The sequence below is a fragment of the Streptomyces amakusaensis genome, assembly GCF_039532665.1.
GTDB classification, from domain to species: domain Bacteria; phylum Actinomycetota; class Actinomycetes; order Streptomycetales; family Streptomycetaceae; genus Streptomyces; species Streptomyces amakusaensis.
Genome location: NZ_BAAASB010000006.1, coordinates 324,956 through 338,542, shown reverse-complemented (window position 1 = coordinate 338,542; position 13,587 = coordinate 324,956). Strand labels below are relative to the sequence as shown.

The window sequence follows — 13,587 nt, the reverse complement described above, 5'->3', positions numbered from 1 at the left end:
TGGCCCGCGGCGTCGGCCGCTCGTCCACCACGCTAGGAAGTTCCGGTTCCGGGCCACAGACAGCGCGCTACCGTCCCGCCGGTGTAGCGGGCTCCACCACTGCGGCTCCCGGGCCCGGGGAAACCCGGTGGAGGCGGGCGGCGCGGGCGATCAGGATGGCGGGACGGACCGAGTGGGCGGAGTGGGCAAGGTGGACAGGGTGGACAGGGTGGACAGGGAAGCGTTCTTGGCGGAAGCCCTGCTCGTGGTGGACATCCAGCGGGCCTCGGCCGCCGGTCCCGGGGCCGTCCCGGGCGCGGCCGTGCTCCTGGAGCGGACGGCGGAGCTGATCGGGCGGGCCCGGCGGAGCGGGGCGCTCGTGATCCATGTACAGAACGACGGCGCGCCCGGCGCGGGCGACGAGCCGCACGCACCCGGCTGGGAGCTGTACCACCCGGTCGTGGACGGCCCCTTGGAGTTCGTGGTCCGCAAGCGGCGGGCCGACGCGTTCGACGGGACGCCGCTGGGCGGCCTGTTGACCGGCGCGGGGGTCCGGGCCCTCGCCGTCTGCGGAATGATGTCGGACATCTGCGTACAGGCGACGGCACGGACGGCGCTGGAGCGGGGGTACGGGGTCGTCCTGCCGTACGACGCCCACGCGACCCAGGACATCCCGGCGGCCCCGGGCATCAGCGACACGGTGCCGGCCGCCACGGTCTCCCGGGCCGCGGCCTGGGCCCTGGGCCAACGGGCCGACATCACCACGCACTCCGCCGACGTGATCTTCGCCGCTCCTGGAGGACGGACGGGTCAGGACAAGGCCGGTCCATTTACACTTAGCCAAGCCTAACCAAACCTGCGCCGGTCTCCCTCGCGCGACCTCGTACGAAAGCAGAACGTCCATGAACAGCAGCACCGCTTCGCGACGCCGCACCCTCGCCCTGGCCGCCGCTCTCGCGGGAGCGCTGACGCTCACCGCCTGCGGTTCCGACGCGGACTCCGCATCGGACGCCAAGGACAAGGGCGGGGACAAGGCCGGCGCGCAGACCCGGGTGGTCAAGACGGCCATGGGCGACGTCAAGGTCCCCGCGGAGCCGAAGCGGGTCGTCGTGCTCGACACCGCCGAGCTGGACTCCGTGATCACCCTCGGCGTGAAGCCGGTGGGCGCGACCCGCACCGACACCGCCTCCGGCTTCCCGGTGCACCTGCCCGCCGAGACGGTGGAGGGCGTGAAGATCGTCGGCGAGATGCCCGAGCCCAACCTGGAGACCATCGCGGCGCTCAAGCCGGACCTGATCCTCACCAACAAGGTCCGCCACGCCGACAAGTACGAGCAGCTGAAGGCCATCGCCGCCACGGTGATGACGGAGTCCACCGGACTCCCGTGGAAGGAGAACTTCCTTGTTCACGCGGACGCGCTGAACAAGAAGGACGAGGCCCAGAAGGCCATCGAGGGCTACAAGAAGCAGACCGCCGCGGTCACCGAGGCGCTGGGCGGCAAGGAGAAGGCCGCCGCCATCAAGGTGAACCTGGTGCGCTTCGTCGAGGGTGCGGACATCCGCATCTACGGCAAGGAGAACTACCTCGGCACCCTGTTCTCCGATGTCGGCCTGGGCCGCCCGGCCATCACCGACAAGGCCGAGGACGGCTTCATGCTCAATGTGAGCCCCGAGAAGATCGACCTCGCCGACACCGACGTCATCTTCCACTCGACCATCGGCGACCCGAAGAAGGCCAAGGCCACCCAGGTCCTGGGCGGCCCGCTGTGGAAGAACATGGACGCCGTGAAGAAGGGCAAGGCCTTCCAGATCAAGGACGAGCTCTGGATCCAGGGCATCGGCTACACCGCGGCCGGCAAGATCCTCGTCGAGATGCAGAACGCGCTCACCAAGTGACCCGCTGACGCACCCCGGCACCGCGCATCACCGCACATCACCGCGCATCACCATCCTGAGCGGGACCTCGCGACCAACCGAGGTCCCGCTCAGGCGTTCGCGGGCACCGGGCGGCCCCTCGCTTACGTCGTCACCGTCCTCGGCACCCAGCCGGGATCCCAGCTCTCGTCGTCGTCGGAGTGGCTCCACGGCAGGGGAACGGCCACGGACATAATTTTGGTCACCTTCATGACACTTACTCCATTCATTACTTTCATTGCCTTCACCGGATTTATGCCTTTGATTCTTTCTGTCCCCGCGTTCGCGATCAAGCTATTTCGAGGAGGCGCGCGAGCGCGGTATGCCCGAGCCCCGGCCGGACGACCGGTCGGGTGAGGTTCTGGGATCTGTCGGGCACGGTGGACGAGCACGGCGGCGCACGGGTCGCCGCTCAGCCCACCGGGTCCACCGGGTCTGCTGGGTTCGCTGGTCCGTTCGTCCGCCGTCCGGCATGCGGGGCGGTGCCACCGTCGGAGCGAGATGTCCGGACGGGGAGGGGTACGCCCGGAAAGGGGCGTACGACGGTGTTTCGGGTGTCTCTCACACGGCCCGGGCGAGCGTGTCACCGGGCTCACCGGGCGTGTGCGGTGTCCGCCTCTCCATCTGTCATACCGAGGATCGTGGCAGCCCTCCCGGGCATCCGCAACGAGGTTTCCCAGTGATCGACGGCGTCCGGCCAAGGCTCCGGACCAGCGCTTCGACTCCCTTGGCCGGTAGGAGAGTTGGAGGCTTTCCGTCCGCCACGGGGCGCCGATCCGGACGGACGCGGCGGGCCTTCGCGTAACACCGCGTGATCGGTGCGGGGGCCACGCGGACCCGGCCCGGTCCCCTCTGGTGCGGGGCCGGGCCGGGCGTATCGGTGGCTGGTGATGGGCGACGGATCAGCCCGCCCAGACGTCTTCCACATAACGGCCTTCGGCCATCAGGCCGGAGAGCCAGGCCGAGGCCTCCTCGGCGGACGCGCCGGTGTGGGCGGTGCGGATCGCGCGGAAGGCGTCCCGGACGGCGGGGGCCATGGCGCGGCCGTCGCCGCAGACGCGGATGTGCGCGCCGGCCGCGAGCAGGGACCAGACCTCCTCGGACTCGGCGAGGACGCGGTCCTGGACGTATCGCGCACCGTTCTCCGGGGCCTTGGAGAAGACGGGCCGCAGGGTGGCGGCCCCGCTCGCGGCGGCGGCCTCCAGTTCGGCGCGGTGGAGGTAGTCGACCTCGGGGTGGTCGCAGCCGAAGTAGCAGAGCAGCGGGGCCCGGTCGGCGGCCCCGGCCTCCGCGACGCGGTCGGCGACGGCGGCGCGGAAGGGGGCGAGGCCCGTGCCCGCCGAGATCAGCAGGACCGGGACGGCGGGGTCGGCCGGGAGCCGGAAGTCCTCGCGGCAGGGGGAGACCCGGCCGTGGACGGTGTCCCCCGGCTCCAGACCCGCCAGATACGCCGCGCCCGCGCCGAGGAAGAGGCCCTCGCCGTCGCGGTGCGGGACCGGGGACGCGGCGACCATCAGATCGGCGGTGTCCGGGGCGAGCGCGGGCGAGGAGGAGACGGAGTAGTGCCGGAGCCGCATCGGCGGCAGTACGTCGAGCAGTTCGGCGAGGCCAGGCCGGCAGGAGGCGTACCGCTCCAGCAGCTCGGGCACGGTCGCGCCGTCGGGCTCCGCCGCCAGCCGCTCCAGGGCGACGCGCTCCGGCGGGCAGGGGGTGTGCGCGGCGAGGGCGGCGGCCTGCCGGGCGGTGGCGGGACGGCCCAGCTCGGTGAAGCGCGTCAGCAGCGTGCGTACGGTCATCGGCCGGTCCACCGGCAGCCGCTCCGCGCCGGGCGCGGTCGCGCCCAGGACGACGACCCGGTCGGGGTCCAGGGCCAGGGCCCCGAGCACCCGGTCGACCAGCGCCGCCGGGTTGGCGGGCCGGATCAGCAGATGGTCGGCGCTGCGGTAGGCCGTCCCCTCGGGGAGCCGCAGCCGCAGGAAGCGCTTGGAGCGGCCCAGCGGGCTGTCCATGTCCACGAGTTCGGCGGTCTCGGTGACCGTGAACGGCAGCAGACCCTCATGGTCCGCCGCCGCGCCCTCGCGGCCGGGAGCGCTCTCATCGGCCGGGGCGTCCATGACCGTGTGGCGGGGGCCGGTGGCCGTCTCCCCGGCGGTGTCGTCGGCGGCGGGCACCCCGTACCGGTCGAGGAGCGCGGCCCACACACCCGCGCTCCACCGCTCGACCTCCGCGCCCACGTCCATCGAGACGTCCACGGCGGCCCGCTCGACCAGCGCGATACCCCCGGCGGCGGCCAGCTCCCGGTCGATGAGCGTGGGAACGCGCTGGTAGGTGGCCGACCAGTTGCGGTCACCGATGCCCAGCACCGCGTACGGCAGCGCGGCCGGGGCCCCGCCCGCCTCCAGCCATGCCACGAACCGGGCGGCGTCGTCGGTGGGCCGTCCGTTGTACGAGGAGGCCACGATCAGTACGGGGTGCTCCGGGTCGAGCGCGTCGACCGCCTCGTCCAGCGGGGCGAGGGCGGTCGTGAAGCCGTACCGGGCCCCCTGGGCGGCCAGCTCGGCGGCGAGCCCCCGGGAGGTGCCGAGGTTGGAGCCGTGCAGCACGGTGAGGGTGGTGCCGGGGGCGCGCAGCCCGGCCGGGGGCTCGACGCCTTCCGTCTCGGCCTTCCCGGCGGTCGCCGCCGCCGCCGCCGGACGGCGCTCGCCGGCGGTCCGGCGCACCGGGGTGAGGGTGAAGCCGTCCGGCTTGAGGGTGAGGGTCTCCTTGATCCGCAGCCGGTAGTCCTCGTGGTCGAGCAGCCGGTAGCGGTGGACGATCAGCCCGAGCAGCAGCGTCGCCTCGTGCAGCGCGAACTGGCGCCCTATGCAGGAGCGTTCGCCGTTGCCGAAGGGCTTGAAGAGATGGCCGGGGCGGCGGTCCATGTTCTCGGGGGTGAATCTGTCGGGGTCGAACAGCTCGGTGTTGTCGCCCCAGCCCGGATCGCGGTGCAGCGCGGGCGTGATGATGGTGATCGCCTGGCCCTTGCGCACCGGGTGCCGGCCGCCGATGACGGTGTCCTCCAGCGGTTCGACGGCGAAGGCGGGCGCGGTGGGCCACAGCCGCATGCTCTCGTTGAGCACCCGCCGCAGCCGGACGAGCCGCCCGACGTCCTCGTACGAGGGGTCCGGATCCGGGTCGTCCCCCCACAGCGCGTCGGTCTCGGCACGGGCCTCGGCGAGCACGGCGGGGTTCTTGAGCAGGTAGTAGAGGGCGAAGGAGAGCGAGCCGCTGGTGGTCTCGTGTCCGGCTATCAGGAAAGTGAGCAGCTGGTAGCGGATGTTGGTGTCGTCGAGAGGCTCGCCGGTCTCCTTGTCCACGGCGTTCAGCATCAGATCGAGGAGGTCGCCGCCCTCGGGGTCCGGGGCTCCGGGGCCCGCCGCCCGGCGGGTGCGCACGATGTCGTCGGCCAGCCGGTTCATGGCGAGGATGTCGGCCCGCTGGCGGCTCTCCGCCCTGGCGTAGAGGAAGTCCAGCCCGGGGATGAACCCGGTCTTCCGCTGGGCGTGGTCCAGCGCGCGGACCATCGAGGCGATGAAGGGGTGCTGTCCGCCCCGGTCGAAGCTCCCGAAGTCGTGGCCGAAGCCGCAGAGCCCGATGGTGTCGAGCGTGAGCCGGGTCATGTCCTCGGCGACCTCCACCGGGGTCCCCGCGTGGGCGTCCCACTTGGCGAGCAGCCGGCGGGCGACCGTCATCATCGTCGGGTGGTAGGCCCGCAGCGCGTTGAAGGAGAACGCGGGCATCAGGATGTTGTGCGCCTTCCGCCAGTTCGGCTCGTCCCCGAAGGCGGTGAAGAGCCCGTCCCCGGCGAACTTCCTGACGGTGGCCAGCGGCGCGGCCGATTTGCGGAAGCGGCTCTCGTCGCACAGCTCGGCGACCAGATCACCGCCCGAGACCATCAGCGCGTCCTCCCCGAAGAACCGCAGATTGAAGATCGGCCCCAGCGCCCGGGCCTCGCGCATCGCGTACTGGGTGAAGGCGTCGGTCGGCACGCTCAGCGCGTGCCCGAAGAGGGGCAGCGGTGTGCGCTCGGGGACCGCGCCCGTGCCGCCCGTGCTCGCGCTCGCGCTCGTGCCCTGTCGGATGGTCGTCGTGGAGTTCATCGATCCTGCCCTCCGGTGCTCCGGTGGTCATCGGGTAGGGCGACGCCGTGGTGCGCCCCGCTTCCCGATTCACTGTACAAGCGACATTGTCAGGTGACAATGTCGCCCGACAGGGGCGCTTGACTATGTCGCTATAGTGGCTTGTATGGCACATGTAACCGCCGCCGAGCGCCGCCCCCAGCTCATCGCAGCCGCCATCGAGCTGATGGCCCGCGAAGGCGTCACGGCCGGCTCCACCAGGGCGATCGCCGCCGAACTCGGAGTCGCCCAGGCGACCGTGCACTACACCTTCGGCACCAAGGCCGACCTCTACCGCGCCGTACTGGAGTTCCTCACCGAGGAACTCCTCACCGGCGTCCAGCTGTCCGTGGCCCGCGCCACCAGCCTGGAAGAGGCGCTCCGGGCCACCGTCGACGCCTTCTGGGCCGATCTCGCCGAGCGCCCCGAACTCCATCTGCTCTGGTTCGAACTGATCACCTTCTCCCTCCGCAGCCCCGACCTCCGCGAAGTCGTCGAGCGCTACTACGCCGGCATCAACGACCTCGCCACCACCGTCCTCACCGACACCGAACGCCGCACCGCCCGCCCCTTCTCCCTCCCCCCCGCCGAACTCGCCGACTTCCTCCTCTCCGGCCTCGACGGCATCGGCATGCACCTCCTCATCACCGGCGGCGGCATCCCCGACGAGAGCACCCGGCGGGCGCTGGACCGGCTGGTGACGGCGGCGGTGGGGCTGGCGTACGCGGACTCCTCCGGCACGGAGTAGCACCGGCGGGTCGGTTCAGTAAGTTCAGTAAGTTCAGCAAGTCCGGCAACCACTTTCAGGCGGGATGAATCCACGGGACACTTGACTCCGAGAGGACGCGCGAAGCTGACTCCGCAATCCACGAAGCCAGCTTCGCAGATACCTGCTATCGTCTTTAGTAGGACAGGGGATCTCGGAATCTGTCTCACACCGCCGCGCCGGAGTTCACGCACCACGGCCGGCACTCGCCTCATTGATCGCCGCGCCGCCCTGCATGGTTTCGACGGCCCACAGGGCAGCGCGGCCTGCCGCCCTCGCGCGAGCGAGAGCAGTTCTGGAGGAACACACCTCATGTCGAGGAGTCCCAGCAACACCCATCATGCCTGGTGGCACCGGCCCCCGGCCAGGAAGCTCATCGTGCTGGTCGTCGGCATCGTCATCGTCTCCTCGGCGGTCACGGCCGTCGAGGGGCACGGCTGGACGGCGCTGTACGTGATCGCCACGGCCCTGCTCGCCGTGCTCGCCGAGGAGGCGGTGCGGCTCGCCCTGCGGTACAGGTTCCGCCCGCGGTACAGGTTCCGCGCGGTCTGACACACGGCACGGTCCGGGGGCGGCGGGGGCACCATGCCCCGCCGCCCCCGGGCCGTGGCCCGCGAGGGCATCATGTCCACGAGAGATCCGGAAGAAGAGAGGGGAGCGGTCCTGTGCCGGGACACGACTCGACCAACGCACGACTGATCCCGCTCGGCCGTATCTGCGAGGTGACCGCCGGCCCTTCCGGCTCCTTGCTGGACAGCCTGCACGAAGGGCCCGAGGGCGTCCCGGTGGTCTCCCCGCCGGACATCACCGCCCAGGGCCGGATCGGCGTACGGAAACTGCGGCGCGTGCCGTGGGAGACGACGGAGCGGCTGGCCCGCTTCGCGCTGCGGGAGGGCGATGTCCTCCTGGTCCGCCAGGGCGCGCTCGGCAGACTCGCGCTGGTCGAGGCGGAGCACACCGGCTGGTTCTACAACTCGTCCTGTCTGCGGATCCGGCCCCGGCCGGAGATCGTGCTGCCGGCCTATCTGGCGGCCTGGCTCTCGTTCCCCGAGGCGCAGGGAGCCCTGCTCGGCCAGGCCCTGCCCGGCACGGTCCCCTCGGTCAACTCCACGATCCTCCGCGAACTCCAGGTCACCGTGCCCCCGATGCCGGTGCAGTACGACACCGTCGCGACCCTGGCCGACATGGACGACCAGATCAGGATCCACCGCCGCTCGGCCGACCGGCTGGAGGCCCTGCGCCCGGCGGTCTTCAACGAGCTGATCGAGGGATCCTGATGTACATGAGACGGCTGACCGCCAACCGGCTGGTGCGACGGCTCCTCGACATGACCGACGGCCTGCGCGGAGGGGTGGCGTCCGACGCGTATCCCGACGTCCTCTCCGCGTTCCTGGTGCTCAAGCGTTTCCAGGACGAGCCGAGCCTGCGGAATCAGGACGATTCAGCATTCTTCAGCAGTGAGCTGTTCTATGGGCTCTACGGCCTCCAGGATCCCCGGGAGCTCCGGGACGCGCTCTCGCGCTTGGGCCACCGCGTTCCGCTGGAAGGCGTACCGGATCATCTGGACCTCACCGCCGACCTGACCCGGTCCGATCTTCAGCGCCTCTCCTATCAGTTCTCCGACCTCGATCTCGCCGACGAGCACCTTGAGTTCCGCGACACCGTGGGCCGCGCCTATGACCTGCTGCTGGGCCGGTTCGCGGAGAGCGGGGGCAAGAAGGGCGGCGAGTTCTACACGCCCCGCTCGGTCGTGCGGACCATGGTCCGGCTGGTCGATCCGCAGGAGGGTCAGTCGGTCCACGACCCGTTCGCGGGGTCGGGCGGAATGCTCATCGCGGCCAGGGACCATGTCGAGGCGCACGGCGGGGACGGCTCCCGGCTCGGCCTGTACGGCCAGGAGCGGAACGGGGGCGCGTGGGCCACCGCCCGGCTGAACCTGCTGCTGCACGGCCTGGACAACAGCCACATCGTGCAGGGCGACACCCTGGCCGATCCCCTGCTCACCGCCGACGGCCGGCTCAGACGATTCGACCGGGTGCTCGCCAACCCGCCGTTCTCCATGAACTACGACGAGCACACGATGCGTTTCCCGGAGCGCATGAAGTACGGACAGGTTCCCAGCAGGGCCAAGAAAGCCGACCTGATGCAGGTTCAGCATGTGCTGGCCGTGCTGGAACCCGAAGGCGTCGGAGCCGTGGTCGTCCCCCACGGAGTCCTGTTCCGCACCGGCGCGGAGTACCAGATCCGCCGGGGGATGATCGAGGACGACAGAATCGCCGCCGTCATCGGCATCGGCCCCAATGTCTTCTACGGTACGTCCGTGCCCGCCTGCATCCTCGTTCTGCGCGGAACGGCGGGAGCGGCCCCGGAGCAGCGCGGCAGGATCCTCTTCGTCAACGCCGAGCACGAGACGGCCACGGGCCGCACGAGAAAGTATCTGGATCCGCAGAGCGCCGAGAAGATCGTTGAGACCTACCTCCGCCAGGAGGACGTCCCCGGCTTCTCCCGCGTGGTGCACCGCGACGAGATCGCCGCGATGGACTTCAGCCTCAACATCCCGCTCTACGTCGACGGCGCGGCCCCGTCCGAGGGGCAGCTGGATGTTCGCGCGGCGCTCTTCGGAGGCGTTCCCCGGCGGGAGATCGCCCTCGCAGAAAGGAAGTTCCGCTCCTTCGGCGTGGATCCGGACACCCTTTTCACCCCCCGGGACAGCCGCTACGTCGACTTCCTGGACGAGGGGTACAAGGCGACCGCCCATCGGATCCTGGAACTCTCCCAAGCGGGCGAAGAGCGCGGTGTCCGCCTCTGCCGCGCGTGGTGGGGCGAGATCGGATGGGCTCGGGTGGACGATGCGGTGGGATCAGGAGACTCTCCGGCTCTCCGTGAACCTCTGCTGCGCTCCTTCCGCGATGCGCTCCTCCCCCTGGGCGTCCTCGACCGGCACCAGCTGGCGGGAGTCTTCGCGTCCTGGTGGTCGGAGCGGCGCGAGGACCTCGAAAGCCTCGATCGCTGGGGCTACCCCCACGTCCTCATCCGGTGGAGCGACCCCGTCAACGACCCGCCCCAGCGGGTTCGCACCGACGGCACGCCCCGGGAATGCGTGCTGGACGCCCTGATGGACGACCTCTGTGCCCGCCTGCGGAGAGTCCTTTCGACGGAGCGGCTGGCGCTCCGCGACAGTTATCTCTCCTGGGGGGACCGGTACGCCGTCTCCCTCGCCGACCTTGAGGAGCAGGGGAGAGAGACGGCGCAGCGGCTCCGCGACCGCCTGGGGCGGCTCGGGTACGGCTGAACTCACCCGGAGGGGCGGGTCACTTCACGGGCTGGGGCACCGCCGGGCGGCGCGGTGGGCGGACCGCGGTGACGGTGACGATCAGGCCGGCGGCGAAGAGGGCCGCGGCGACGGCGAAGGCCGTGGTGTAGCCGTGGGTGAGGGCTTCGGCGGCCTGGCCGAGGAGGGCGGGGTCGCCCTCGGCGGCGGCGCGGTAGAAGGTGCCGGCGGCGTCGCCGAGGCGGTCGTCGGCGGCGGTGGCGGAGACGGTGGTGAGGACGGCGAGGCCGAGGGCGCCGCCGACCTGCTGGGCGGTGTTCAGGAGGGCGGAGGCGATGCCGGTGTCCTGGGGCCGTACGCCGCTGACGGCGGCGAGGGTCATCGGGACGAAGCCGGAGCCGAGGCCGAGGCCGGTGAGGAACATCGCGGGGGCGAGCTGGGTCGCGTACGGCGAGCCCGTGTCCAGGGTGCTGAACCAGAGCATGCCCAGCGCGGCCAGCAGCAGGCCGGGGCCGGCGATGCGGCGGGGTGAGAAGCGGGCGACGAGCTTGGAGCCGGCGGCGGCGGCGAGGGCCATGCCGATGCTGAAGGCGAGGTAGGCGAAGCCCGTGCGCACCGGGCTGTAGCCCAGGATCTGCTGCATGTAGAGGGTCAGGAAGTAGAAGGTCGCGAACATTCCCGAGCCCATGAACAGCATGGTCGCGTACGCGCCCGAGCGGCTGCGGTCCCGGAACAGGTGCAGCGGCATCATCGGGTGGGCGATCCTGGCCTGGAGGACGAGGAAGAGCGCGAGCAGGACGAGGGCGGCGGCGAGCGAGCCGAGGGTGAGGGAGTCGGTCCAGCTGTGCTCGCCGCCCCGGGTGATCGCGTAGACGAGGGCGATCAGTCCGCCGGTGCCGGTGATCGCGCCGGGGACGTCGAGCCGGCCGGAGCGCCGGTCGGCCTCGGCCTCGGCGAGCACCCGGGTGCCCGCCAGGATCGCCACCCCGATGGGGATGTTGACGAAGAAGACCCAGCGCCAGTCGAGGTAGTCGGTCAGCACCCCGCCGAGCAGCAGCCCGACGGTGGAGCCGAGGCCGGCCATGGCCGCGTACACGCCCATCGCCTTGTTGCGCGGCGCGCCCTCGGGGAAGTTCGTGGCGATCAGCGAGAGCGCGGTGGGCGCGGCGATCGCGGCTCCGACGCCCTGGAGGACCCGGGAGGCGATCAGTACCTCCTCACCGCTCGCCAGGCCGCCGAGCAGCGAGGCGAGGGTGAAGACGACTATGCCGGCCCGGAACATCCGGCGGCGTCCGAAGAGATCCCCGGCCCGGCCGCCGAGCAGCAGCAGACCGCCGAAGGCGAGGGCGTAGGAGTTGACGATCCAGGCCAGACCGGAGGCGGAGACTCCCAGGTCGGACTGGATGCTGGGCAGGGCGATGTTGGTGATGGTGCCGTCGAGGACGACCATCAGCTGCGCCGCCGCGATGACGAGCAGGGCGCGGCCGGCGTGGCGGCCCGGCGGGGTGGGGCTGGACATGTGGGGGTTCTCCCGGTGCGGTGCGGGCCGCGCGGTGGCGCGGGCCACCCACAAAAATATACAAGTGTTGAGTTTTATTTCTCACCGGGCGTTGAGAAATGCGTCACGGGGGTGGGCCTGTGAGATGCACCCCCATCCCCACCTGGAGGTTTAAACGACATCGTTCACCCGTTCGAGTGATCTGGGCGCGACAATTTCCCAAGATGATCTTGGTAGGGAGATCATTTCTTCGACCACTTCGTCAGTACTTCTGCCACGAAAGGCGGGCACAACCATGGCGGTTGACACCCCGGGGAACCCGTTCGCACTCAGCACCGACGAGATCGCCAGACTGGAAGCGATCCGCGAGGCGCTGAAGGACCCGTCGCCGCGCCGGATAGGCCGCCTGGACCAGTGGGGCCTGGCCGACGCCTACGAGACGTACGCCGAGAGCTCCACGTACTCGGAGGTCTCGATCACCATGGACGACGGGACTGTGCTCGACGCGTCGCTGAGCGTCCCGCGCGATCTCGCGCCCGGCCAGAGCCTCCCCACGGTCGTCATGCCCGCCCCGCTGATCGGGATCGGCCACCGGGCCTATCTCGGCATGATTCCGCGCCTGACCCTCGGCGGCTACGCCGTCCTCGCCTACAGCCAGCGCGGTCTGGCCGCCTCCAAGGGCGAGATCCACGTCGCCGGACCGCTGGACGTCACCGACGCCACCACCGTCGTCAACTGGCTGTCCCAGCACGACGCCGTCGACTCGGAGCGGATCGGATTCTTCGGTTCCTCCTACGGCGCCGGAACGAGCCTGCTGGCCGCCGCGCAGGACCGCCGGATCAAGGCCGTGGTCGGCACCAGCGCGTGGGGGGACCTGTTCACCTCTCTGTACGAGAACGGCACCCGCCATCTGAAGGCATTCGAGGCGCTCGTCGAGCTGTTCGGCGAGGACCGGTGCTCGGAGGAGTTCCGGGGCATCATCCAGAAGATCCGCGCCAACACCATCGACGACGAGGTACGGGAGTTCGCCCGGGTCCGGTCGCCCAAGCACCACCTGGACGCGTACAACGACAACCGGACGCCGATCCTGCTGACCACCGCCTGGCACGAGACGATCTTCTCGGTGCCCGGCGTCGTCGACCTGTTCACCGGCCTGACGGGCCCCAAGTCGCTGCTCGTCCAGGTCGGCGACCACGGCAACGGCGAGCTTCCCGGCCTGGCCGGTCTCTTCTCCAAGCCCACCGAGATGGCCTACCGCTGGCTGGACCACCACCTCGGCGGCCACGCCGGCGACGGACGGGAGCCCCGCTTCGGCGTCCGCTCGGAGTACATGCACAACCTGCTGTCCGACCTGCACCATGCCGACTGGGAGAGCTACGCCCTGCCCCAGGAGCGCTTCCACCTCTCCGACGCCGTCGCCGGAGAGCGCGACGCGCGGCTGGTCCGGGGCGAGCCGCAGGCGGACTGGACCCGCTCCGTCAAGGCCACCGGCCAGGGCACCGAGGTCGTCGTCGCCCCGAAGCTGGTCCAGACCGGTCTGGTCGAGCGCATGGGCATGCCCCACGTCTACAAGACCGCCGAGGTCGACCGCGGCCTCGCCGCGATCTGGACCACCGATCCGCTGGAGCGGACCATGCGCGTCCAGGGCGAACCGGCGGTGCGGGTGACCGTGAAGCCGGAGGAGAAGGAGGCCACGATCGTGGCCTATCTGCTGGACTGCGACCCGGCCACCGGCAAGGCCGCCATCATCACCCACGCCCCCTACACCCTCGCCGGAGAGCAGCCCGGCCAGGCGGCCACCGTGACCTTCTCCCTCCAGCCCGCGCACTACGTCCTGGCCGCCGGCCGCCAACTCCAGCTGGTCATCGACACCCACGACGATTTCTTCGCCGACGCCAACACCACACCGTCCGCCATCGAGATCACCTCCCCGCAGGGCGCCGAGTCCTACCTCGACATCCCGCTCGACGCCCAGGGCTGATCCCCGGCATGCGAAAGCCCGC

9 protein-coding genes are annotated in these 13,587 nt (G+C 70.8%); 7 read left to right on the top strand and 2 right to left on the bottom strand.

Annotated elements, in window-relative coordinates:
• Positions 1-226 precede the first annotated feature (226 nt).
• Both ABD371_RS13655 and ABD371_RS13650 read left to right on the top strand, forming a co-directional pair.
• The gene (locus ABD371_RS13655; protein ID WP_344476402.1) at positions 227-829 is read left to right on the top strand and encodes an isochorismatase family protein; all 603 of its coding nucleotides are present in this window, start codon (positions 227-229) and stop codon (positions 827-829) included.
• Positions 830-881: 52 nt separating this feature from the next.
• Positions 882-1,874 (top strand): ABC transporter substrate-binding protein, encoded by a 993-nt coding sequence (locus ABD371_RS13650; RefSeq protein WP_344476400.1) that lies wholly within the window; start codon positions 882-884, stop codon positions 1,872-1,874.
• Between the two features lie 920 nt (positions 1,875-2,794).
• On the opposite strand, the gene ABD371_RS13645 is transcribed toward ABD371_RS13650, so the two are convergent.
• Positions 2,795-6,031 carry a cytochrome P450 gene (locus ABD371_RS13645; RefSeq protein ID WP_344476398.1) on the bottom strand — a complete coding sequence of 1,079 codons (3,237 nt, stop codon included), beginning with the start codon at positions 6,029-6,031 and terminating at the stop codon, positions 2,795-2,797.
• 145 nt (positions 6,032-6,176) lie between these two features.
• Between ABD371_RS13645 and ABD371_RS13640 the strand changes: the two genes are divergently transcribed.
• The 4 genes from ABD371_RS13640 (at position 6,177) to ABD371_RS13625 (ending at position 10,107) form a co-directional block, all read left to right on the top strand.
• Positions 6,177-6,797, top strand: a complete 621-nt coding sequence (locus tag ABD371_RS13640; protein WP_344476396.1) for a TetR/AcrR family transcriptional regulator — start codon at positions 6,177-6,179, stop codon at positions 6,795-6,797.
• Positions 6,798-7,127: 330 nt separating this feature from the next.
• Positions 7,128-7,367 carry a hypothetical protein gene (locus ABD371_RS13635; RefSeq protein WP_344476394.1) on the top strand — a complete coding sequence of 80 codons (240 nt, stop codon included), beginning with the start codon at positions 7,128-7,130 and terminating at the stop codon, positions 7,365-7,367.
• A 113-nt stretch (positions 7,368-7,480) separates the two neighbouring features.
• Complete coding sequence (locus tag ABD371_RS13630; protein WP_344476392.1) at positions 7,481-8,092, top strand: restriction endonuclease subunit S; 612 nt, start codon at positions 7,481-7,483, stop codon at positions 8,090-8,092.
• 5 nt (positions 8,093-8,097) lie between these two features.
• Positions 8,098-10,107: an N-6 DNA methylase gene (locus tag ABD371_RS13625; protein ID WP_344476390.1), complete on the top strand. Its 2,010-nt coding sequence runs from the start codon at positions 8,098-8,100 to the stop codon at positions 10,105-10,107.
• Positions 10,108-10,126: 19 nt separating this feature from the next.
• Here ABD371_RS13625 and ABD371_RS13620 read toward each other — a convergent pair whose 3' ends face one another.
• Positions 10,127-11,605, bottom strand: a complete 1,479-nt coding sequence (locus ABD371_RS13620; protein WP_425575808.1) for an MFS transporter — start codon at positions 11,603-11,605, stop codon at positions 10,127-10,129.
• 274 nt (positions 11,606-11,879) lie between these two features.
• Here ABD371_RS13620 and ABD371_RS13615 point away from each other — a divergent pair, with 274 nt between their 5' ends.
• Positions 11,880-13,565 (top strand): alpha/beta fold hydrolase, encoded by a 1,686-nt coding sequence (locus ABD371_RS13615; RefSeq protein ID WP_344476386.1) that lies wholly within the window; start codon positions 11,880-11,882, stop codon positions 13,563-13,565.
• Positions 13,566-13,587 lie beyond the last annotated feature (22 nt).